Below are 21,893 nucleotides of genomic sequence, written 5' to 3'. Positions count from 1 at the left end.
CGCAGGGCGCTAGCAATGGCAGTTGTCATTATTAATAGAGGGCTGGCCGTCCTTTAAGTCATTTGAGCTTTATTCGCCTTTAAGGCTAATTTTGCCCACAAGAATATCTTTAAACATGACCCAGTCGCCCATTAGGCTGTAAAGCGGGTGTTTAAATGTCGCAGGGCGATTTTTCTCAAAGAAGAAATGACCTATCCAAGCGAAACCGTAACCTACTAGCGGAATAAACCACAGTAGCGACCAGCTAGCCATAAATACTGCTAGTGCTATAACGCCGAGAACCAGCCACGAGCCGATAAAATGAAGCGTGCGGCATGTACTATCTCTATGTTCATTTAAATAAAACGGGTAAAACTCTTTGAATGAAGAAAAATGCGTGTCAGTGCTTGTTTGTGTAGACATAAAACCCTCTCGGCCATAAGCATGTATTTTATAGAAGTAGAGTGACTTAGTAGCAGTGGTTTACACTACGTTAACATTCTATTCTGGAATAGATTGTCGTGAATACGACAAAAAGAGAATGAGTTTTTGCAAACATGCGTGCTCACTGGTGCAGATCCAACAAAGTGGAGAATTAAGAGGCGCTTCCTAGTGTAAGGCGCGGTGACCAAAGATAGCCTACCTTAACCTTGTAATTTCAGGCCGTCTGCCCCATATTCCTCTCAATATAAGAAATTAAAGGCCTGCGTTATGGAAAATCTCGTTGCGAATAGCCAAGCAACCATCGTAGATATTACGGTAGAAAACTTTCAACAAATCATCATTGAAGCGTCGCAAGATAAGCTGGTGCTAATCGATTTTTGGGCAGATTGGTGCGAGCCCTGTAAAGACCTTATGCCTATTTTGGAAAAGCTGGCGGGCGAATATAGCCAGCACTTGATCCTGGCTAAAGTAGACTGCGAAGCCCAGCAAGAAGTCGCTGCACAGTTTGGTATTAGAAGTCTACCAACGGTGATGGTGGTGCAAAATGGTCAGCCTGTTGACGGCTTTGCGGGTGTGCAACCTGAGCAGCAAATTCGCGAAATGCTTGCTAAATATTTGCCTAATCCTGAAGACGATCTACTTGCCACTGCTGGCAAAGCGATTCAGCAAGGTGATTATGCAGAGGCACTGCCCGCAGCTAAAGAAGCCCTAGCGCTTAACCCAGATAACGTAAACGCTAAATATATGCTTATTGATTGCTATATCGAGACCGGATCTATCGATACAGCCAAAGCGTTATTGGAAGAAATTAAGTTGGTTGATCAAGACTCTCGCTATAAGAGCTTAGCGGGAAAAATTGAATTGGCAGAACAAGCCGCCGACACTCCTGAAATTCGTCAGCTTCAAGCAGCGGTAGAAGCGAACCCAGACGACTTACAGCTTAAAGTTGATTTAGCGGTACAGTTGCAGCAAGCGAACAAAGCACAAGATGCACTAGAGCTTCTTTATAGTGTGTTAAAGAAAGAACTTGGGTTTGGCGACGCCAGAAAGCTAATGATGGATATGGTGAATGCGCTTGCCGACGGCGACCCGTTGAAGTCGGAATACCGCCGAAAAGTTTACAGCTTATTGTACTAACAACGTCAGCATTTTAGCGGCTGTCGTAGGGGACAATGAGTCGAGTCTGACTTTGATAAATTGACTGTACGAGTTTCGTGCTGGTGCTTGCAGGTGAACGAGAACGCATGCTGACGAATGTCACCGTGTGTATTTCTACTTCGATTGCTGTATTTATTTAGGCGAGAGAATAGGGGAGAACCCCTCTTTGTGCAGCCAATTAAGTGCTTCGAAATACTTTTGAAAATAATCGCGCTCGTAGTTAGCTGATTCAGCGTCACGGTGCTTAGATGGGTGGGTTCTTTCTAATTGGGCCCGCCTAACCATTCCGGTATCCAGCACGTAAGCTGAGCGTGTAAGCCCTCGCGAAATGTTCACCTTTATTGCTTCTGCTAAACGGGTTTGGCATTCAGGCGTAGAAAGCACCCAGCGGCGTCCGTCCATTAGGGCAGCCCAAGGCTTATTGTCGAACTTAGCGATAAGTTCATGCATTTCTTCTATAAATAACTCTGTCGTTTTCAGGTTCCACGCCCCGGTTGCAAACACCTCAAGTACGTTACCTGAGACATCCAATGAATAATTTCCGTATTTAGGAAAACGCATAAAATACCTTTAATGTTTGTCTGCGTGGAACAGACGAAGCTTGCTAACTCGGCTAACAAAAACATCTTGCCTCTATAGGGTATAGCAGAGTTCTTAAAATTTGCTGTAGTTGTGTTTATATAAGAAATATCACTAAGCACGTCGATTTGGGCAAAACAATTTACACTTAATTTGTAAATAAATGTTTTGTTGCAGGCGCAGATTCATGCGAATAAGGTAGAAATTTGATAGGGTTTACGCAGTTTTTATATTGGGCAATAGAGCATGGCATATCAGCATTTTTATACGGGTTTTCTTAATGCGAACAAAGGTAAACAGCATTATGCATGTCACAGCCACTACTTTTGGCCCGACTGCACGCGTGATGCAATGCTCAACTACTGGGATGACAGCGCTAAGTATGTTGACGAAAAGTGGGGATATTTCTTCCAAACTTTGGTGCCAGAGCTACAGCAGCGCATTAGCAACATACTGAACACTGGAGCACCACAGCAAATCGTTTTTGCGCCCAATACCCATGAGCTGCTTTATCGCGTAATGAGCTGCATCGATAGCACTGCGCCTTATAAAGTAGTGTCGACAGACAGCGAGTTTCACAGTTTTCAGCGCCAAGCGGCTAGGATGCAAGAGCTGGGTGCGATAGAACTTATTACCGTACCTACTAAACCCTACGATACGTTTGCGTCGCGCTTTAAGGCTGCCATCGCCGAACACGATCCCGAGCTGGTTTTCTTTAGTCAGGTGTTTTTTAATTCCGGATACGTGGTGAACGATGTCACAGATATCGTAAATAGCGTAACTAACGACAATACCCTTATTGTGGTTGATGGCTATCACGGGTTTATGGCAAAGCCTACCGATATAGCGAACATTGCCCACCGAGCCTTTTATCTTGCCGGTAGTTACAAATATGCTCAGGCAGGAGAGGGCGCATGTTTTGCGCACGTACCCGTGGGCTGTGAGCTAAGACCCGCATATACAGGCTGGTTTGCAGAGTTTGGCGAGCTAGATAAGCCTCGCAAGGTTGGCGGCAAAGACAGCGTTCAATATAGTCTAGACGGAATGCGCTTTGCTGGTGCGACCATGGATTTTACCGCGCTCTACAGATTAAGAGCCGTGCTTCGCATGTTCGACGACAATGGCATTGATGTCGCTACAGTTAACGAATACGTAATGGGCATGCAGCGCACATTTCTAGAGAAACTTGCTACCTGCAACCATCCCTTGCTAAACGAAAAACATCTAGCAGTAAGTGATGAAGCAAACCGAGGGCATTTCCTTACCTTTGAATTAGATAGTGCCGATGAAACAAAAGCCCTTGCTTCAGCGCTTAAAGAGCACCATATCCTTACCGATTTTAGAGGAAACCGCTTACGGTTTGGTTTTGGTCTGTACCACACCCCTGAGTACATTGATTTAACCGCACTGAATCAGAAAGCGTAAGTCGTTGCTTTAAACATACGTAAATATTAACGTCACACTTATTTAAGGATAGTTTTATGGAGTGGCTACTACCCGCTTTAGCGTTGGTACTTATTATAGAAGGAATAGGGCCGCTTCTTTTTCCTAATAAATGGCGCAATTATTTACTTCAGATAAGCCAACAGCCCAGCAATCAACTGCGTCAAATTGGCGGAACCCTTGTGATAATAGGCGCACTACTGCTGTTTTATTTCAGTTGAGTTAGCGCCCAGATCTAGGCATTAAGAGGCGTGAAGCGGTGTGAAAACGGACCTCATCAAACACTGCCACACGCTTTACCATAATACATAGTACGAAAAGGAGCGCGACTTTACCGTTGACTGAAAAGTGTGCTCTTAAACCCGTATTCAACATTCAGAGGTATATTTTCAGCCCTTTGAATACCTCATTAGCTTTTAAGCATCCAATGCCCGCGAATAATAGCAAAACGTTATATAAATGGGGCGTAGCGCAGACTGCGATAGACCGTCTGTTCAGCTTTTTTACCAGGTAATGTTTAGAAAGCTTTAAAAATTAGCGTCTTAGAATGTTTGTGCTGAAAAATAAGAAGCCAAGCCTTATTTCAAAAAGGCTCGAGCGGCAGTGGGTCATCTTTGTGATTTCAAAAATAAAAATAAAATAGTCGTATTTTTGTTCGAAAAAGAGATGATCCTTGCCCTAGAATTTTGTAGAATCCCCGCCTAATTTTCTTACACATATGATTCATGGCAAAGAACGTTGTGGTACTCGGCACTCAATGGGGTGACGAGGGTAAAGGCAAGGTCGTAGACCTACTCACTGATCGCGCAAAATATGTTGTTCGTTACCAAGGCGGACACAATGCAGGTCACACTCTAGTAATCGACGGTGAAAAAACTGTACTTCACTTAATCCCATCAGGCATCCTACGCGATAATGTTACCTGTATTATTGGTAACGGTGTTGTGCTTAGCCCTGACGCACTAATGAAAGAAATGACTATGCTTGAAGAGCGTGGCGTTCCAGTGCGCGAGCGATTAAAGATTAGTGAAGCTTGTCCGCTTATTCTTCCTTATCACATTGCACTAGACGTAGCGCGCGAAAAAGCCCGCGGCGCAAAAGCAATTGGGACAACGGGTCGTGGTATCGGTCCAGCGTATGAAGACAAAGTAGCCCGTCGTGGATTACGCGTTGGCGACTTGTTTAATGCAGAAGACTTCGCAGCAAAGCTGAAAGAAGTGCTAGACGTGCATAACTTCACGCTTACTCAGTACTATGGCGAAGAAGCAGTAGACTTTGACGAAACCTTAAAAGGTGCAATGGAAGTTGCTGACATTCTTAAAGCAATGGTTGTTGATGTAACTGACGAACTAGACAAAGCACACAATGCTGGCTTGCCTATTATGTTTGAAGGTGCACAAGGTACACTTCTAGACATCGATCACGGTACTTATCCTTATGTTACGTCGTCAAACACTACCGTTGGTGGTGTAGCAACGGGTGCTGGCTTTGGCCCACTTAAGCTAGATTACGTACTGGGTATTGTTAAAGCATACACTACGCGTGTAGGCTCAGGTCCTTTCCCTACTGAACTAGAATGTGAAGTAGGCCAACACTTAGGTGTTAAAGGTCACGAGTTTGGCGCGACCACAGGTCGTAAGCGCCGCACGGGTTGGTTCGATGCAGTTGCGATGAAACGCGCAGTACAAATCAACTCTATTACAGGTTTCTGCTTAACTAAGCTTGACGTACTAGACGGTCTTGAAAGCCTTCAAATTTGTGTAGGCTATAAAGATGCAGACGGTAACGTGAAAGACGTTCCACCTATGGCGGCTGACGGTTACGAAAAAGTGACACCAGTTTATGAAGAAATGCCGGGTTGGACAGATAACACCTTTGGTGTAACTGAGTTTGAAGCGCTTCCACAAGCTGCGAAAAACTACATTAAGCGTCTTGAAAAGCTAACAGGTGTGCCGGTTGATATCGTTTCAACAGGCCCTGACAGAAACGAAACTATCGTTTTACGTAGCCCATACGACGCGTAATAGTTTCACATTAAATATGTTTAAAAGCCCAGTGTTCACTGGGCTTTTTTGTTTGTAATTTTTCGACCTTTTACTTTTATATAATCTTGTTATTGCTTCAACGTTAACTGTTAACACTTCTCAAGTGTAACGTCAGCCACTTGCACCTAAAATACGAGCTCGTTAAACATTAATTAACAATTTAGTTGCGTTGTCTTCGAACATCCCTATTAATATAAGATAGTATCAGTTAATTATTGCGCTGCTTTGCCCGGCAACAATCTTAAGATGAGCCATAGAATTGTTGCAGTGGGCGTTATGCTATCGGAGCCTTCTTATGCCAAATAGACCTTCTCTTCACGCAGTGGAAACTGGCGTGTGTTTCGTTGACGTTGTTCACAAGCTTAACGACAGTTTCGATACAGGGAAAACCCAGTCCTTGGAGTGGCGTAAAAGCCAGTTAAAGGCATTAGAAACTTTACTGAAAGACAACCAGCACGACATTTTGCAGGCCCTTAAAAGTGACCTGGGCAAATGTAAGACCGAAGCCATGGTAGCGGAACAAGGGTTTCTGCTTTCTGATATCAAGCATACGCTTAAGCATTTGGATAAATGGGCAAAGCCACGCAAAGTATCAACGCCCATTGTGGCATGGCCAGGTAAGAGCTTTCGCAAGCCTGAGCCGCTTGGCACTGTGCTTATTATCGGAGCGTGGAATTATCCGCTTCAGTTATTGCTTGCCCCTTATATCGCCTCTATTGCAGCGGGCAACTGTGCGGTATTGAAACCCTCTGAATTGGCTGAAGAAACCTCGTCGCTGGTGGCTAAGCTTATCCCCCAATATATGGATAATTCATGCGTTGCCGTAATAGAAGGCGGTAAAGATGAAGCGACGGCGCTACTTGCCTGCAAATGGGACCATATTTTTTACACCGGTGGTGAAGTGGTGGGCAAAATTGTCATGAGCGCCGCGGCCAAACATTTAACGCCAGTAACCCTTGAGCTTGGCGGTAAAAGCCCCTGTTTTGTTGATAGAAACACAAACCTCGCTGTCACCGCGCGCCGTTTAGTGTGGGGTAAATGGATGAATGCGGGCCAAACTTGTATTGCGCCTGACTATGTCATTGTTGAAAAGGGCTTTGAGCAAAAGCTTATTGATGCGGTTAAAAAAGAGCTGAAAAAGCAATACGGCAAAGCACCTTTATCGTCACGAGATTACGGCAATATCGTTAATCATCGTCACTTAAAGCGTCTTGAAAGTTACCTTGAAAACGTCAATGTGGTGTATGGCGGCGAGCTAGATGAATCTCGTCCAGCAATGGCGCCTACCCTTGTACTGGAGCCATCGCTAGATAGCCCGCTAATGAAAGAAGAGATCTTTGGCCCTATACTACCTATTATCACTGTCGACAACATGGAGGCGGGCATTAAGTTTGTGAACAGCAGGCCTAAGCCACTCGCACTTTATGCATTTAGTGATAAGGATGATGTGCTTGATAATATAATCAGCAAAACCAGTTCAGGCAGTGTGTGTACTAACGACACTATGTTGTTTATGACTAACCCTGAGTTACCGTTTGGTGGCGTAGGAAATAGCGGCATGGGTAGCTATCATGGCCAAGCAGGTTTTGATACATTCAGCCATATTAAAACGGTAATGAAACGTTCATTCGCCCTCGACGTGTTCTTCCGTTATGCGCCGTTTTCTAAGTTTAAGCTGTCGTTGCTTAAGAAGTTTTTATAACAGGAGTTTTCATGGTTCAACCTTTTCATCTTGCCATTCCGGTCACTAATTTAACCGACGCAGAAGCGTTCTACGGTGAGTTGTTGGGTTGTGAAAAGGGCCGCAGTGACACCCAGTGGATAGATTGGAACTTCTTTGGCCATCAATTAGTGACCCACTGTGTAGAGGCTATGCCGTCGCCGCCTTCACATAACGGGGTAGACGATCATGCTGTGCCGGTGCCGCACTTTGGCGTTGTGCTAACCATGGACGATTGGCAAGCACTGGCAAGTAAATTAGAGGCTGCCGATACCGAGTTTGTTATCGAACCTTATATTCGTTTTAAAGGAAAGCCGGGCGAACAAGCCACTATGTTTTTCAAAGACCCTTTCGGCAACGCGTTAGAGTTCAAAGCGTTCGCCGATATTTCTCAGCTTTTCGCTTCATAATAATTGGTGTCAGTTGCTCTTTACCGTACATCAAAGAGCTGCCTGATACTGGGCTAGCGCTTCTTCTTTTTCGGTTTGAAGCGCTTATATAAAAGTGCAACACCTGTAAGAGTGAATAAAAAAGCGCTGCCCGAAAAAGCAATTAACCACGGCGTGTTAAAGTTACTTCTGTCCTTATAATCCATTATGTGCAGCATCCACATAAAATCAAACAGCCGCCATGTGTCGGTACGTACGCGCAGAACACTGCCTGTGTTTGGGTCGATATAAAACCGCGAATTAAGGTCGTCATCGAAGTTTACCTGCCATAATGGCGCAGACAGGTTTTGCACTTCTTGAGGTAACACGCTTAATAGCTGGGTCTCACCAATATCGCCAGTACCTGCGTATTGCCCTTTTGCTGCTTTACGAATAGCGCTTTCTTGCATGGTTTGCAAAGCTTCACCTGTTAATGCGCTGTAGCGATAGGCAATGTTGTCATCCACGACATGATAAACAGGAATAGCATTGAGCGAGCCCGGTTCTGCGAGGCCTACTTCATTTATGCGATGGGTGAGTGATAGCACCGCAGTGCTGCTGTGGTTACGCAAAATATCAGAAGGAGTAACGGAAGCGCTGTGCCATGATGTGGTTACCCTGTTCCTTAAATGGTTACCTCTTACTTCATCTATGGGTAACCAGGCCATAACCAAGCCGCTTAAAAACCATAGTCCTATTTGTACAAATAGTATTAAGCCTAGGTAGTTGTGCGCTTTGCGCATAAATTTCATCATCAGGTTTTTTGGTTTTATTATCAAAAGGCTATAACATCAGAAAACAATAACCGAGTAAACCGAAGAAGAGGGTGGTTTTGAATAAAGCATTAGTGCTGGTAGACGTACAAAATGTGTATTACACCTGCCGTCAGGCGTACAAACGCAACTTTAATTACAACCAGTTTTGGCGTGAACTTACCTACAACTTGGATATAGCCCATGCTTTCGCATACGCCATAGACAGGGGTGACAGCAAGCAGCGTGAATTTCAAAACATTCTTCGTGCTATTGGATTTGAAGTAAAGTTAAAGCCTTTCATTCAACGTGCTGACGGCTCGGCGAAAGGTGACTGGGATGTAGGTATAACAGTAGATGCACTTGAACACGCCGACGATGTTGATGAGATCATTTTGGTGTCGGGCGACGGCGATTTCGATATTCTTGTAAACGCCCTTAAAGCAAAAGGGAAAACCGTAACGGTGTACGGTGTTCCTGCATTAACGGCTGAAAGTATTCAAAAAGTGGCGTCTAAGTACGTGCCTATCGACGCCACGCTGTTGTTGTAGTTTTCAGCTTGTACTTTGTTCAAGGCTGAACTAATAACGCTGAGCCCCCAAAGCTCCACTAATGTGGCTCAGCTAACAGCCCTGTGCTGATAAGGCTGTACTAATATGGTTGTACTAGGCTCTTACCTCGTCCGCTTTTTTCAGATGCGGCTTCTACACCCTCTTTAGTACGCTTAATTAAATGTACATCACCAAAGCGACGGTTATCTATGGTATAGCCCATTGCTTTAAGCTCATTTACCGTTGCCTCTGTAAACCCGTCGTGCATACGAATGGTGTCTTTGGGCAATAGCTGGTGATGAAAACGTGGTGAGTTCACGGCTTCTTCAGCGCTCATATCGTAAAGCAGGGCATTCAATAGCGACTGAGTTACTGACGAAATAATGGTAGTGCCGCCAGGAGAGCCTGTTACCAGAACCACTTGGTCGTCTTTAGTGACCAGCGTTGGCGTCATAGACGACAGCATGCGCTTGTAAGGTTCAATAGCATTCGCCTCACCACCCACTGCGCCGAAGAAGTTAGGCACGCCAGGCTTAGCACTAAAATCGTCCATTTCATCATTCAACAAAAAGCCAGCACCAGTTACAACAACACCGCTACCAAAAGTAAGGTTGATGGTCGTTGTATTAGCAACAGCGTTACCCCATCTGTCCATAATAGAGAAGTGTGTTGTATCTTCGCTTTCTTTTAAACCAGGCTTAACGCTTGGGGTATCAGAAATACTGGTAGGCTGAATATCTGCTGCGCGTTGAGTAATATAGTTAGCGTCAGTGAGCGCGTTTACCGGAACACTAACAAAATCAGGATCGCCCATGTATTCAGCGCGATCGGCAAACACGCGCTTACCAATTTCTGACATAACGTGAATGTATTCAGTACTGTTTTGCGCTGGCAAATCGTGCGTTGCGTCATAGGCTTCTAGCATGCCGATCCACTGGGCAACGGCAACACCACCAGAGCTTGGAGGAGGTGCGGTCACCAGCTCATAACCTTGCCAGTTTAGGTGAAGAGGTTTGCGCCACACTGCTTTGTAAGCCAGTAAGTCTTCATAAGTAATAAGGCCGCCGTTTTGCTGCATAAAATCAACAATATGCTTTGCTACATCGCCTTTATAAAAGCCATCCTTTCCCTGTTGCTGAATCGCTTTAAGCGTTTTCGCTAGCTCTGGCTGTTTGAAGGTAGTGCCTGCTTTAGCGTGTGCAAAATACTCGCTAAAGTTGTTATTGATAGCTGCTTCTTTGGTACGCTCAATATAGTGATCAATGTTATTGGCCAGCTTCTCGTGAACCACAAAACCTTGCTCGGCCAAATCAACGGCTGGTGCGAGTAGACGCTCCCAATCCAATGTGCCGTATTTTTTATGCGCGGCCCACATACCAGCAACGGTACCAGGAATGCCAGACGCTTTAGCCCCAAACAAAGACTCGTACGGTTTTACGTCACCTTGCTCGTCAAGATACATATCGCGATGCGCATTTTCAGGTGCCATTTCACGGTAATCTAAAAAGTCGGTGTTATCTTCAAACTTTATTGTCATAAAGCCGCCACCGCCTACGTTGCCCGCCTCAGGTAGAGTAACAGCCAAGACAAACTGTGCCGTAATAGCAGCGTCAATTGCGTTACCACCTTCTTGGAGTACCTGCATTGCAGCATCGGCACTGTAGCTGTCAGGCATGGCAACGGCCTGTTGGCTAAGCCCTACTGTATTGTTGCTAGCACTATCAACAGGGGGATTTGGCGCATGGGAACATGCTGCCACTACTGAAATAAATGCCACTATTACCGAGATAAACCCGACGTTAGCTATCCGCTTTTTCATTACAAACTCCTTGTTACAGACATTGCTAAACCTTTGCGATTAGCAACTGACTTCCAGCAAGCTTTAATCAACGGCATTAACCAAGCATGATCAAGCTTGCTACAAAATAGGCAATAAGCGTAAGTGCGCCCGCAAATAGTGCGTAGGGAAACTGAGTTTTAACGTGCGTTAATACGTCAGTACCTGCTGCTAGCGAAGATACGGCAGTAGTGTCGGAAATAGGTGAACAGTGATCACCAAATATGCCGCCCCCCAAAATAGCGCCAATGACCAGTGAAGGGGGTAACCCTAAACTTTGAATCAACGGCACACCAATAGGAATTAGGATGGCGAATGTGCCCCATGACGTGCCTGTGGTAAACGACATGATCGCTCCGGCAATAAATAGCATGGGAACAATAAGCACTAAAGGAAGATACTCTCCCACTATGCCCGCGACAAACACGCCCGTTCCAAGCACCTTAAGGCTATTGCCTAAGGTTAACGACAGTAACACTATGGTTACTAGAGGAAGTAGTTCACCCATCCCTTTAAAACCAATTTCTACCGCTTCCTTGTGGGTAAAACGCTTGTGGATTAAGAGCAGACCATAGGCAATGGCAGTGGCAAGAGCCGTAGCGTAAAGTACAGATTTGCTCCCGCTGCCTTCAGACAATACGCCATTACCTGTCCAGAACATGAAGCCAACCATGCTTAATACCATTATTATTAGCGGTACCAACATAAAACGTGCCTTGGTGGCAGGTTCCGTAGTTTGGTTAACCTCTACATGCGTGAGTGCTTTTTCTTCCTCAGCCATGGGGCCATGCACTTTGTCAGCGGAAATAGTGTAGGCCACGATAAGTAAGGTGAAGATAGCGTAAAAGTTAAAAAATACGCTGCCCCATAAAATTGAGGCTGACGAAGCTGGTAGCTCGTATGCATCGAGCAGGCTGAGTATAAATGCCCCCCAGCCGTTCAATAAAATCAAAATACAAACGGGCGCGCTGGTGGAGTCGATGATGTAGGCTAAGCGCGCGCGGCTCATGCCGAAACGGTCAAACAGACCTCGGGCGAATATGCCGGCAGTGAGCACACTTAAGTTTGATTCTATGAATACAGCGATGCCAGTGAACATGGTCAAGCCGCCAACTTGTTTGCGACTCTTCGCTACCCCTTTGTTTACTAGAAAGTTGACCGTTGCCGTTACTCCGCCAGAGTCACGTATAAATGCGAGCAACGCACCCACTAGTACAGAGAAAATAAGCACCCGTGTATTGCCCGGACTCGCGGCGGTATCAACCACGCGCTCTATGGCATTAATGGGCGCCATATAGCTGCTAGCGATATCAGCATTTACCAAAATTAACGCTTCCGCGCACAAAACAGCCAGCGCTAATGCGAGTATGACTTCTTTTTTCCAAAAGACGACGGCAATAGCCACAAGAGGGGGGATGACTGACATCCAATCCATACTTCTTTCCAAACTTAAATTTATGTGTGCCTAGGACTTGTTGAGCTTTGATAAGTTACTACGCTCTACTTGCCCTATAGGTATGTCTATTTGCGTAAGAGAATGTGTGATTGCAGTTCAAAGTTGGCGAACATGCTTCTCTCATTTATGCTAGCGTACCGTATTGTGCTTCGTGTTACCAAGGATTAGATAAACATTGTTATTCCAGCAAGTTATTTGTAAAAAACGTGCTTCATTGATGGGCCTTAGCGCTATCTTGTCAGGCATACTCATTTTATTAAGTGCTTCACTGTTTACTGCTAGCGCAACCGCTCAATCTGTAAGTGCTAACGCTTCGAATAATCCTAAGCCCAGCGCTGATGCCGAAATAATTCGCGCTGTAAAAAACATGCTCGGGCAAAAAATCATTTTGGATTTTCGCTATTTCTGTGAAGACAATACGCCGTCTTCGCGCTGCCGTACGCCCATGACCGTAATTCCACCGTCACTTTTAAATGTGCTTAGTACGCACAACATCGGCGGTGTTATTTTGTTTTCAGAGAACATTCAAAATACCGAGCAGTTAATTACGCTCAATTACACCATGCAGCAGCATATGGTAAAAGCAGGTCGTCAGCCGTTATTTATTGCTGTCGATCAAGAAGGGGGCAGAGTAGCAAGGTTGCCTTCAGACATGCTCTCGCCGTTTGCGGGTAACATGGCCATTGGCGCCACTTTTCATCAGCGAGGCAGCGCATTTGCGCAAAGTGTGGCATCGCATATTGGCCAAACGCTTTTACCGCTGGGAATAAACACCAATTTTGCGCCGTCGGTTGATGTAAATAGCGAGCCGAAGAACCCCGTTATTAACGTACGCAGCTTTTCGGAAAATCCAGAGCAGGTAGCCGCACTCGGGCAGACATTTGTCAGTGCTATGCAAAGTACAGGTGTAATGAGTGCTATCAAACATTTTCCAGGCCATGGTGATACCCATGTAGATAGCCACAGTGGCTTGCCGCAAGTAATGCATAGCAAAGCGCAAGCTATGGCGGGTGACATCCTTCCTTTTGCGAATATCATTAATAGTGCAACGCCTCCTGCAATGGTAATGAGTGCACACATTCAGTACCCGTCTTTAGACGATACGACAATTATTGATAAGCATGGTAAGTCACAAATAGTTCCTGCTACTTTGTCGAAGAAGATACTAAGCAATTTGCTTCGCAACCAATTAGGATATCAAGGCCTTATCGTTACTGACGCGTTAGACATGGCAGGTATTACTCAGTTTTTCTCCCATGAAGAAGCATTAGTCAGTGCATTCAGCGCAGGTGCTGACATTGCGCTTATGCCGTTCACCATAAGAACCCAAGACGACATAAAAAAGTTCGCGTTACTTTTGGATAATGCAGCAAGTCGAATGCAGGAAAGCGCTTTCTTGAAAGCGTCTCATAATCGTATTATTAAGGCAAAACAGCGCTTTGCTTTGCAAAGTTTTATTTCCAAGCCCATGTCGTGGTGGCTCAATGAAGCGAAAGAAAGTGCTTCAATGAATAACCCTAACAGTTTGAAAAACAGAGGAATTCAAATTGAGAAAGCGCTTTCTAAATCGTCGGTGTCTGTACTCTTCGGGAAGGAGGAGTTGCCAATAACTTCAAATCGTTGGTTGGCGCTTATGCCAGACGCAGCAAGATGTTTAGCATTTGAAGCCGCGCTTACACGCGCACGTCCCAACTTCAACAATAAGACTCTGGAGTTTGCGTGTTTGCCGTTAACTGCGTTACCTAAAACCCAATTAGCAATGAATTTATTAAAACAAGCTGACGTGCTGGTGGTTGGTAATATTAGCCCGCTACATGCTAACTATGAATTAGGAGGAGTCGATTTACCTGAGCATGTGAAACGACGCGCAAGCGAGACTGAGGTGATGGCATTTAGCAAAAAAATAATGGTTGCTGCGAAAGCACAGAATAAAACCGTGGTCTTTACTCCACTGCGCATGCCATACAAAGCGCATGACGTGAAAGAGCTAGCCGATGTTGCTATTGCTACATTTAGTTATGCGGTGAACATTACACAGCAAAGTGATAAAGAAAATCAGCACGTTACGAGCTATAGTCTTAATGCATTGGTTGATGTATTACTTGGTAGCGCGCTTGCTGAGGGACGTTCACCTGTTTCGTTGAAATAGGTGGCCACGCGAAAGCAGAGACCAAAACCAAAGATATTGCCCATTTAAGTGCGAACAAAGAGCTAAGCCAAAAGTCATTTTAAAAGCCATTTCAAAAGCCATTTTAAAAGGAGTTATCGTGAATACAACAAATACATCAGGCGCTACGCAAACTTCATTAGTCGATACGGTATTAAGTGCGTTGTTCCCTTTTGTTCCGCTTCTTGTCGCTATTGTATTGGTAATAAGTGCGCTCATCGCACTGCACTACCTTCTGCTAGCCAAGCAGAGCCATCTTACTAGTGAGCAGAAGTTACCTCGCCAAGTTGGAATGTTGGTACTTACTATCATTGGCGCTGTTGTAATTGCAATGACGCTCCCTGTAAGTGAGAGTACTAGAAATCAGGTTATTGCACTTATCGGCGTACTTATATCAGGTGTGATTGCCTTTTCTTCTACCACCATGGTAGGGAATTTGATGGCGGGGATCGTACTTCGTGTAAATCGTCCGTTTAAAGTGGGTGACTTTATCAAGGTAGAAGGCTACAGCGGTCGCGTTACCGAAATGGGCTTGCTCGATGTGGAAATTCAGACTGAGAGCAGAGAGCTTATTGCCTTTGCCAATACGCTGATGGTGAATTCGCCCGTTTCTGTGACCAGAGCGTCTGGCGCAATTGTTAGTGTGGATATCAGCTTAGGTTACGATATTCATCACAGCATTATTGAAAAGCACTTACTTGTTGCAGCTGAAAATGCTCAGCTGTCAGAGCCATTTGTACAAGTAGTTGGGTTAGGCGACTTTTCAGTAAGTTATCGCATTTCAGGTCTACTAACCGAAGTAAAGAGTTTGCTGAGCGCGCGTTCAAGACTTCACAAAGCCGTACTCGACGCTTTGCATAATGCCGATATTGAAATTGTCTCTCCTAGCTTTATGAATCAACGCCCCCAACCTGACGGCTTGAAAATGATAGCTAAATCGCCTGGACACACTAAACAAGAAGAAGCATCTCCTGAAGACGTTATTTTTGACAAAGCTGAAGAGGCCGAGCAAAAAGAAAAAAGTAAAGAAACGCTGATGCAGACGATCGCCGATATTGATGCAAAAATAGCTGAGAGTGACGGCGAAAACAGAGATGAGCTTAAACATCAAAAAGCCACCGCTGAAGCTCAGCTCGCAGCTTTGGTAAAAACAAAAAATGAAGAAGGTTAGTTTTTACTAACTTTTTTAGATTCTGTTAGGTCTGGGGTTATGTGGGTGTGAGTATTTACTTACATGTTATTTGGTAAGTTTAGTATCGCTAACACTTCCTCCACATATACCTTGATATGATACCTCAAATTCTCAAAGCTAAAGGTGTTTATCTGTCGATCAATCCGTGTCGTCGTAAAGCAAATAGGTCTTTCGTTTTTCTCTAAATTTATTTAAATCTTTCTGCCAACTTTGGCGAATTTCTGCAGGCGTTTTACCGGCTTGAATTTGATATCGTAGTGCATCAGTGCCCGCTAATTTGTCGAAGAAATCTGGGCGAGTAAAGAAGGTTTCTTCAGAGGCATCACTGGCGCTGATCATCTTGTTATATTCAGAAAAACGAGAATAGGCATCTATCAATGTAGCGATATCTAAGCCACTAATTGGTGAGCGCTTGTGAGTTGTTTGCTTAGAGTCAGAGCCTTCAAAGATCGTTGGATCAGCATAAGAAAAGACATGTGCACTTAGCAGAGTATTTTCATGTTTAGGGTGGGGCGCTGCGCTATTTGCATTTACCGGTATCTCGGTTTTACCAAATTCAACAAACGGGTGGCCAATAAGTTGGAAGGGAAAGTCAGTGCCGCGACCTATACTCACGTCGGTGCCCTCAAAAAAGCACAGCGTTGGGTAAAGGAGTATCGATAAATCGTTTGGCAGATTAGGGCTAGGGGCTACGGGCAATGAATAATGTGCAGTGCGTTGATAATCCTGCACTGGGACAACGGTAAGCTTAGCGTTGTCATAACTGCTCACGTCAATATCTAACCACTGTTCCCCCACAATCATTTGAGCAAGTTCGCCCAAGGTCATACCGTGTAAGACGGGAATAGGATGCATGCCAATGAACGACGAAAATTCAGATTGAAGTACTGGGCCGTCAACATAACGGCCGTTAGGATTTGGCCTATCTAACACGATAACGTCGATATTACGCGCAAAGGCCGCCTCCAACACATAGTGCAAGGTGCTTAAATAGGTATAAAAGCGTACGCCTACATCCTGAATATCGAAAACAATCACATCGATGCCATCCAACATGTCGGGGGTAGGCTTTTTGGTTGCGCCGTAAAGGGAGTGAATAGGTATACCGGTTTTAGCATCAATATTGCTATCTACCTTTTCGCCCGCGCCTTTGTCTCCTCTAAATCCGTGCTCCGGCGACATAATACTTACAACATTAACACTGCGTTGAAGAAGGGCATCAAGCAGATGCTGATTGCGCTGGCTTGTCTTTATCTTATTTTTTTGTGCAGCCAAGCTGTTGCTCGATTCGCGCTCTTCAGGCTCAACCGTGCTAGAAGGCAATGCGCTGTGGCTCGAAACCAACGCGCTTTGGTTTACCACCAAACTAACCCGTTTACCTGCTAGCAAGGGCAGGTATTTCGAATAGCGTTCAGCGCCTACAGTAAACGGCTTAGTGCTTGATACAGGCTGCTTTTCTAATAATGTAGGATGCTTCGCGTTGCCATCTGTATCGCTTGTATATACATGTGTAGATAAGCTTTGCTGTGCACAGCCGTTAAGCGATAAGCTAATTAGTGCTAGAGAAACTACTGCAATGAATGCGCTCGACGTTAGGCGTCTAAAAACCTTGTTCAATGTGACCGAAGTTAAAACTTTCATAGCATTAGGCTACCGTGGTTATTCGCTTTTATTCACGGCGGAACGTAAATACCCACCGCTAGCATCTAATTGAGCGGCGGCCTGCTCGGCAGATTGCCCCGTTAATACCATTAAAATAGCAACTTTAGCTTTGTTATTACACGCACTAAGCGCAGCTAAAGCAGCATTTTCACTGCAGTCCGTAGCCTGCATAACAATGCGAAGCGCACGGGCTTTTAGTTTTTCGTTAGTGGCATTCACATCTACCATTAAGTTTTGATAGGTTTTCCCCAGCTTAATCATTGTGCTGGTGCTAATCATATTAAGAATTAGCTTTTGCGCCGTACCCGACTTCATGCGCGTACTGCCAGTAAGTGCCTCAGGGCCAACAACTGGGCATATAGCTACATCAGCATGGGTAAAAATAGCGGCGTTAGGGCTACATGCAATAGCGCCGGTAAAGCAGCCAAGCGAACGGGCATATTCAAGTGCGCCACTTACATAGGGTGTACGACCGCTTGCCGAAATACCAATAACGGTGTCGTTGTGGTTTAAGGACAGCGCTACAAGATCAGCACGCCCCGCGTCGACGTCATCTTCTGCACCTTCTACGGCGTGCTGAATGGCTTTTTCACCGCCAGCTATCACGCCAACAACCAGTTCATCAGGCACGCTAAACGTGGGGCGGCACTCTACCGCATCAAGTATGCCCAGCCTGCCGCTGGTCCCCGCGCCTATATAAATAAGCCTGCCACCATTTTTAATGCTAATGGTTGCAGCATCCACCGCTTTTCCAATTTGCGGAATTTGCGAGGTAACTGCGTTTGCCACTTTCGCGTCTTCGTTGTTAATGCGGGCAAGAATCCCTTCCGTGCTTAGCGTGTCTATATCGAGGGTGTCTGGGTTTCTGCCTTCGGACACAATTTTATTCAGTGACTGGGCTAATTCGTTAACGGTGGGTTTATTACCTGCCGCTTCATTGTCAGTACTGACTGTATTTTTAATACTGGCGTTGGCGGATGATTCTGAAGTAGAAGAATTGTGCGAAGACATTAAAAACCTTGGGGCAACGAAATTGTGATAATGAGCTAGCGCAAAGCATAACGGTATTTTATGCCATAAGAAACCTTGCGTTAGATGGTACGTTTTTCATTATTAATCCTGCGCAGCTAATACGTTTCTCGTGGTACACTTTGGCTTTCGATATTCTTTCTCATTAAACATTTAAGGAACGTGTTTTTCTGTGAGCCGACAAACGCAAGCTATCATTCATGCTGATGCCCTTTTACATAATTTTAAAGCCCTTGCTGCTTTGGCGCCCTCAAGTCAGTCTATGGCGGTAGTAAAGGCCGACGCTTATGGTCATGGAGCTGTAAATGTAGCGCGCATTCTTCAGCATGTTTCTTCGCGTTTTGCCGTAGCAATAATTGAAGAAGCCATTGCGCTTCGCGACGCGGGAATTTCTGCGCCTATTGTGGTGTTAGAAGGGGCACATCAGGCAAAAGAGTGCCAAATGGCGTTTCAGCATAACTGTATATTAGTTATGCACTGTGAAGAACAGCTTACGTGGTTAGAAAGCTGCCCCGAACAGCAGCGCCCGCATATTTGGCTTAAAGTGGATAGCGGAATGCACCGGTTGGGATTTGCCCTTTCCGATATCGAAGGGATTACTGCTAAGTACAATCATTTACTTAGCGAGCAAACGGTTATTGCTACGCACTTTGCGTGCGCTGACGATGTAGATAATAACTTTACCAACACGCAAATCGATGCGTTCAATCAAGTAGCGAGTAAATTGGACTTGCCAACCAGCGTGGCTAATTCTCCCGCCACGGTAAACTGGCCTGCAAGTCGAAATGCTTGGAACCGTTTAGGTGTGGGGGTTTATGGCGGTGCCGTTTCTACCTCACAAAATCTCGACATTGAAATCTACCCTGCCATGACACTTCGCTCCAGTGTATTAGCGGTACGAACCATACCGGCAGGCGAGGGAATTGGTTATGGTCAAACCTGGGTAGCAAGTAAGCCCAGCAAAATTGCAACCGTTGGCATTGGTTATGCCGATGGCTATCCAAGACACTGCAAAAACGGTACGCCGGTAATGATTAGAGGTAAACGCGCCTATTTAGCTGGCCGCGTTTCTATGGACATGATCACAATCGATGTAACTCATATCGACAACGTCGCGGTGGGCGATGAAGTTGAACTCTGGGGGCAGAATGTGCCAATTCAGGAAGTTGCGGCTAATGCTGACACTATCGACTACGAATTAATGACCCGCGTTTCTCAACGGGTGCCGCGCATTGTAAAATACCTTTAACTTTCAAAGCAGTGCCAATTTGGCCAATCTTTATATAAGTTTTAATAAAGCACTATTCATTAAAAGAATGAGACTTTTACCCCCATTTTGAGCCTATACTGTATCGGCTTGGTTGCGGGATTGCGGTGAATGTTTCGCCTCCAACTGTGCTGAGCAACAACTCATAAGTGAGGTTTGTATGCGTACTTCGTTTTCTCGTCCAAGAGTGAACCGTGGAGTAGTAAGTCGACCGTCAAGACCTGTTCAGAAGAAGCAATAGGTTTGTTGTAGGCGTCTAGGAATACAAATAAAAGATACAAGAAAGCCCGGTTAGGTTGTGCCTAACCGGGCTTTTTATTTGTTGCCCTAATCATCGCTGCTGTCTCTTTTTGAGGGGAGTAACAGCGAAAATTTATGACCGAATGACAAAGACTGGCTGAATAAATTTAGCCGTTTTGTGCGCGAAGCTCGCTGTCTAAGCACTGTTCTAGACTGTTTTCAGCACGTTTTTCCATGTGATTGGTATCGGCGTTGTTTGACTCAGCGTTTGCCTTTTTTGATTCAGATTCGCCTTGCACTGGGAAGTAACGCTCTGGTCTATGGTTAAGCGAAATAACCATGTTCAAACAAAATGCGGCTAAAATTGAAATCAGCACTAAAGGCCAAGCGATGAAAAACAGAGCACTAAGTAATATACAGCTATCTACGGTTAGCTGGAATGTACCGGCTCTAATATTGAAACGCTGTTGTAAATAGAACGCCATAATACCAACGCCACCAAGGCTTGAGCTATGACGAAACATCATCAGCATACCTACACCAATTAAAATACCGCCAAATACCGCCGCGAAAAATGGATTTACGTGGCTAATATCCACAAACGCTGGAATTTGCTCGGTTAGTACAGAAACCGTGGTGACGGATATGAAGGTGTTAATGGTGAAACGCTTGCTAATTTGCGTCCAAGCTAGGGTGTAAAACGGTAAGTTAATCAGAAAGAATAGCAAGCCGAAGTCCATATCTACGGCATAAGTACCTAATAGCGCTAAGCCTGCCGCGCCACCTACCATTAAGTCTTGAGACTGAAATAAATATACGCCAAAAGCAACAAACAAGCCGGCGCTTATCAGGGCGAAAACATCCTCGATGACACTGTGTTTTGTTTTTTGCATAAGAAAAAGTTTGCGTTAAGAAGACACAGCGTAATTATACGTTTACAACACAGTAGGTTACAGCCAGATGAAAAGTTAACTCGGTGCGATAAATGGCGGAAGGTAAGTTTGCCTTTACGACTTTTAGCGCACCGGTGAATAGGGTGTTGCGTCGATGTAAACGTTGCACCAAGCTGGTTCACATAAAACGCAAAAAGTAGAGGAAGCTGCTAGGGAGTTTGATTACTCAACAATAGAGAATACAACGGTATCTTGCTTATTAAACTCTACACTGCATTTCATAATACCTAAGTGTAGAGGGCTATATGCTTCAATTTTGCTGCCATTTGCAACAAACTCTGTATCCCACAACAATAAGTTTGCAGTATCTAGCTGGCGTTCGACACTTTTTTTCGATACGCCAGGCGTAAAATTATCGCAGAGAATTATGACTTCGCGCCTTGCTTCTATCCAATAAAACGTCGTAGTGATCAACAGTGCTATTGCCGCTATTGCAACAACATCAGCAATAATGGAACGCTTCATGGCCTGCACGTGCTACTTCTCCTCTACTTCCTTACACTATTCATTTAAAACCTTGCCGCAAAAAATATCGCAACGACAAGGCGCACTTATATAAAGTGCAATTAGGTGGTTTGGATCAAATCCCACTTATTGCCAAACTTATCTCTAAAGATGGCTACCGTACCATACACTTCTTCCCTAGGGGTTTCTAAAAATGCCACCCCTTTGCTTTGCATGGCATTGAAGTCGCGCCAGAAGTCGTCAGTATTCAAAATTAAAAATACTTTATCGGCGGCTTGGCTGCCAATGAGTGCCATTTCTGTGTCATTTTTTGCTCGCGCCAACAACAAGCTCGTAGCACTGTGTGGTGGGGTTACCAGAACAAAACGCGAGTTTTCGCCGGTTACTTTGTCTTCGGTTAAGGTAAAGTTTAAAACCGTGGTGAAGTATTCAACGGCACTGTCGTAGTCGTCTACAAAAAAAGTAATGGCCGAGAGGTTTTGCGTCATAAATCAGGATCACTTTGAAAGTTAAGCTAAGTTAGCGG

20 protein-coding genes are annotated in these 21,893 nt (G+C 45.0%); 10 read left to right on the top strand and 10 right to left on the bottom strand.

The features are described from left to right. Positions 1–69: 69 nt before the first annotated feature. Positions 70–402, bottom strand: a complete 333-nt coding sequence (locus MHM87_RS11695) for a DUF962 domain-containing protein (protein ID WP_239259197.1) — start codon at positions 400–402, stop codon at positions 70–72. Positions 403–690: 288 nt separating this feature from the next. Between MHM87_RS11695 and trxA the strand changes: the two genes are divergently transcribed. Next, on the top strand, positions 691–1,560 hold the full coding sequence (gene trxA / locus MHM87_RS11690) for a thioredoxin (protein WP_014948105.1): 870 nt from the start codon (positions 691–693) through the stop codon (positions 1,558–1,560). Between the two features lie 153 nt (positions 1,561–1,713). Here trxA and MHM87_RS11685 read toward each other — a convergent pair whose 3' ends face one another. Next, positions 1,714–2,142, bottom strand: coding sequence for a hypothetical protein (locus MHM87_RS11685; RefSeq protein WP_239259195.1), 429 nt, complete (start codon positions 2,140–2,142; stop codon positions 1,714–1,716). A gap of 264 nt (positions 2,143–2,406) precedes the next feature. On the opposite strand from MHM87_RS11685, the gene MHM87_RS11680 reads away from it, so the two are divergent. The 5 genes from MHM87_RS11680 (at position 2,407) to MHM87_RS11660 (ending at position 7,778) form a co-directional block, all read left to right on the top strand. Continuing rightward, the gene (locus MHM87_RS11680) at positions 2,407–3,585 is read left to right on the top strand and encodes an aminotransferase class V-fold PLP-dependent enzyme (RefSeq protein ID WP_239259193.1); all 1,179 of its coding nucleotides are present in this window, start codon (positions 2,407–2,409) and stop codon (positions 3,583–3,585) included. Between the two features lie 56 nt (positions 3,586–3,641). Next, positions 3,642–3,824 carry a DUF2065 domain-containing protein gene (locus tag MHM87_RS11675; protein ID WP_014948108.1) on the top strand — a complete coding sequence of 61 codons (183 nt, stop codon included), beginning with the start codon at positions 3,642–3,644 and terminating at the stop codon, positions 3,822–3,824. Positions 3,825–4,328: 504 nt separating this feature from the next. Further along, complete coding sequence (locus tag MHM87_RS11670; RefSeq protein WP_239259191.1) at positions 4,329–5,627, top strand: adenylosuccinate synthase; 1,299 nt, start codon at positions 4,329–4,331, stop codon at positions 5,625–5,627. Between the two features lie 316 nt (positions 5,628–5,943). Continuing rightward, positions 5,944–7,350, top strand: coding sequence for an aldehyde dehydrogenase family protein (locus MHM87_RS11665; RefSeq protein WP_239259189.1), 1,407 nt, complete (start codon positions 5,944–5,946; stop codon positions 7,348–7,350). A gap of 11 nt (positions 7,351–7,361) precedes the next feature. After that, positions 7,362–7,778 carry a VOC family protein gene (locus MHM87_RS11660; protein ID WP_239259187.1) on the top strand — a complete coding sequence of 139 codons (417 nt, stop codon included), beginning with the start codon at positions 7,362–7,364 and terminating at the stop codon, positions 7,776–7,778. Positions 7,779–7,831: 53 nt separating this feature from the next. Here MHM87_RS11660 and MHM87_RS11655 read toward each other — a convergent pair whose 3' ends face one another. Then, positions 7,832–8,551, bottom strand: coding sequence for a PepSY domain-containing protein (locus MHM87_RS11655; protein ID WP_239259185.1), 720 nt, complete (start codon positions 8,549–8,551; stop codon positions 7,832–7,834). A 77-nt stretch (positions 8,552–8,628) separates the two neighbouring features. Between MHM87_RS11655 and MHM87_RS11650 the strand changes: the two genes are divergently transcribed. Continuing rightward, positions 8,629–9,099: an NYN domain-containing protein gene (locus tag MHM87_RS11650; protein WP_014948113.1), complete on the top strand. Its 471-nt coding sequence runs from the start codon at positions 8,629–8,631 to the stop codon at positions 9,097–9,099. Positions 9,100–9,199: 100 nt separating this feature from the next. Here the strand turns inward: MHM87_RS11650 and ggt are convergent, their stop codons facing one another. Beyond that, entirely contained in the window at positions 9,200–10,918 is a 1,719-nt protein-coding gene (ggt, locus tag MHM87_RS11645) for a gamma-glutamyltransferase (protein WP_239259183.1), read from the bottom strand. Between the two features lie 76 nt (positions 10,919–10,994). Next, the gene (locus MHM87_RS11640) at positions 10,995–12,371 is read right to left on the bottom strand and encodes a Na+/H+ antiporter NhaC family protein (protein ID WP_039225029.1); all 1,377 of its coding nucleotides are present in this window, start codon (positions 12,369–12,371) and stop codon (positions 10,995–10,997) included. 196 nt (positions 12,372–12,567) lie between these two features. On the opposite strand from MHM87_RS11640, the gene MHM87_RS11635 reads away from it, so the two are divergent. Both MHM87_RS11635 and MHM87_RS11630 read left to right on the top strand, forming a co-directional pair. Then, a complete protein-coding gene (locus MHM87_RS11635) occupies positions 12,568–14,541 on the top strand; it encodes a glycoside hydrolase family 3 N-terminal domain-containing protein (RefSeq protein ID WP_239259181.1) in 1,974 nt (657 codons plus the stop codon). Positions 14,542–14,659: 118 nt separating this feature from the next. Then, on the top strand, positions 14,660–15,730 hold the full coding sequence (locus MHM87_RS11630) for a mechanosensitive ion channel domain-containing protein (protein ID WP_101563399.1): 1,071 nt from the start codon (positions 14,660–14,662) through the stop codon (positions 15,728–15,730). A 159-nt stretch (positions 15,731–15,889) separates the two neighbouring features. Here the strand turns inward: MHM87_RS11630 and MHM87_RS11625 are convergent, their stop codons facing one another. Then, a complete protein-coding gene (locus tag MHM87_RS11625; protein WP_239259179.1) occupies positions 15,890–17,392 on the bottom strand; it encodes a DUF1343 domain-containing protein in 1,503 nt (500 codons plus the stop codon). Between the two features lie 18 nt (positions 17,393–17,410). Continuing rightward, a complete protein-coding gene (murQ, locus tag MHM87_RS11620) occupies positions 17,411–18,424 on the bottom strand; it encodes an N-acetylmuramic acid 6-phosphate etherase (protein WP_156077836.1) in 1,014 nt (337 codons plus the stop codon). A gap of 190 nt (positions 18,425–18,614) precedes the next feature. Between murQ and alr the strand changes: the two genes are divergently transcribed. Beyond that, complete coding sequence (gene alr, locus MHM87_RS11615; RefSeq protein ID WP_049588368.1) at positions 18,615–19,691, top strand: alanine racemase; 1,077 nt, start codon at positions 18,615–18,617, stop codon at positions 19,689–19,691. Between the two features lie 425 nt (positions 19,692–20,116). Here the strand turns inward: alr and MHM87_RS11610 are convergent, their stop codons facing one another. The 3 genes from MHM87_RS11610 to MHM87_RS11600 all read right to left on the bottom strand — a co-directional run bounded on the left by MHM87_RS11610 (position 20,117) and on the right by MHM87_RS11600 (position 21,855). Further along, the gene (locus MHM87_RS11610; protein ID WP_168463096.1) at positions 20,117–20,842 is read right to left on the bottom strand and encodes a YitT family protein; all 726 of its coding nucleotides are present in this window, start codon (positions 20,840–20,842) and stop codon (positions 20,117–20,119) included. A 222-nt stretch (positions 20,843–21,064) separates the two neighbouring features. Further along, positions 21,065–21,376, bottom strand: coding sequence for a hypothetical protein (locus MHM87_RS11605; protein WP_014948122.1), 312 nt, complete (start codon positions 21,374–21,376; stop codon positions 21,065–21,067). Between the two features lie 92 nt (positions 21,377–21,468). Then, positions 21,469–21,855, bottom strand: coding sequence for a VOC family protein (locus MHM87_RS11600; protein ID WP_239259177.1), 387 nt, complete (start codon positions 21,853–21,855; stop codon positions 21,469–21,471). Positions 21,856–21,893: the final 38 nt, after the last annotated feature.

It is taken from the genome of Alteromonas sp. Cnat3-28 (assembly GCF_022348265.1).
Taxonomy (GTDB): domain Bacteria; phylum Pseudomonadota; class Gammaproteobacteria; order Enterobacterales; family Alteromonadaceae; genus Alteromonas; species Alteromonas macleodii.
The sequence above is the reverse complement of the archived record's forward strand: the minus strand, read 5'-3'. Positions and strand labels throughout refer to the sequence as shown.

What these genes read in the sequence shown, in the direction of transcription:
- MHM87_RS11625 (WP_239259179.1), bottom strand. Translation starts at nt 17,392, where the DNA reads ATGAAAGTTTTAACTTCGGTCACATTGAACAAGGTTTTTAGACGCCTA.
- MHM87_RS11680 (WP_239259193.1), top strand. Translation starts at nt 2,407, where the DNA reads ATGGCATATCAGCATTTTTATACGGGTTTTCTTAATGCGAACAAAGGT.
- MHM87_RS11665 (WP_239259189.1), top strand. Translation starts at nt 5,944, where the DNA reads ATGCCAAATAGACCTTCTCTTCACGCAGTGGAAACTGGCGTGTGTTTC.
- MHM87_RS11675 (WP_014948108.1), top strand. Translation starts at nt 3,642, where the DNA reads ATGGAGTGGCTACTACCCGCTTTAGCGTTGGTACTTATTATAGAAGGA.
- MHM87_RS11685 (WP_239259195.1), bottom strand. Translation starts at nt 2,142, where the DNA reads ATGCGTTTTCCTAAATACGGAAATTATTCATTGGATGTCTCAGGTAAC.
- MHM87_RS11640 (WP_039225029.1), bottom strand. Translation starts at nt 12,371, where the DNA reads ATGGATTGGATGTCAGTCATCCCCCCTCTTGTGGCTATTGCCGTCGTC.
- MHM87_RS11600 (WP_239259177.1), bottom strand. Translation starts at nt 21,855, where the DNA reads ATGACGCAAAACCTCTCGGCCATTACTTTTTTTGTAGACGACTACGAC.
- MHM87_RS11610 (WP_168463096.1), bottom strand. Translation starts at nt 20,842, where the DNA reads ATGCAAAAAACAAAACACAGTGTCATCGAGGATGTTTTCGCCCTGATA.
- murQ (WP_156077836.1), bottom strand. Translation starts at nt 18,424, where the DNA reads ATGTCTTCGCACAATTCTTCTACTTCAGAATCATCCGCCAACGCCAGT.
- trxA (WP_014948105.1), top strand. Translation starts at nt 691, where the DNA reads ATGGAAAATCTCGTTGCGAATAGCCAAGCAACCATCGTAGATATTACG.
- MHM87_RS11670 (WP_239259191.1), top strand. Translation starts at nt 4,329, where the DNA reads ATGGCAAAGAACGTTGTGGTACTCGGCACTCAATGGGGTGACGAGGGT.
- ggt (WP_239259183.1), bottom strand. Translation starts at nt 10,918, where the DNA reads ATGAAAAAGCGGATAGCTAACGTCGGGTTTATCTCGGTAATAGTGGCA.
- MHM87_RS11655 (WP_239259185.1), bottom strand. Translation starts at nt 8,551, where the DNA reads ATGATGAAATTTATGCGCAAAGCGCACAACTACCTAGGCTTAATACTA.
- MHM87_RS11695 (WP_239259197.1), bottom strand. Translation starts at nt 402, where the DNA reads ATGTCTACACAAACAAGCACTGACACGCATTTTTCTTCATTCAAAGAG.
- MHM87_RS11660 (WP_239259187.1), top strand. Translation starts at nt 7,362, where the DNA reads ATGGTTCAACCTTTTCATCTTGCCATTCCGGTCACTAATTTAACCGAC.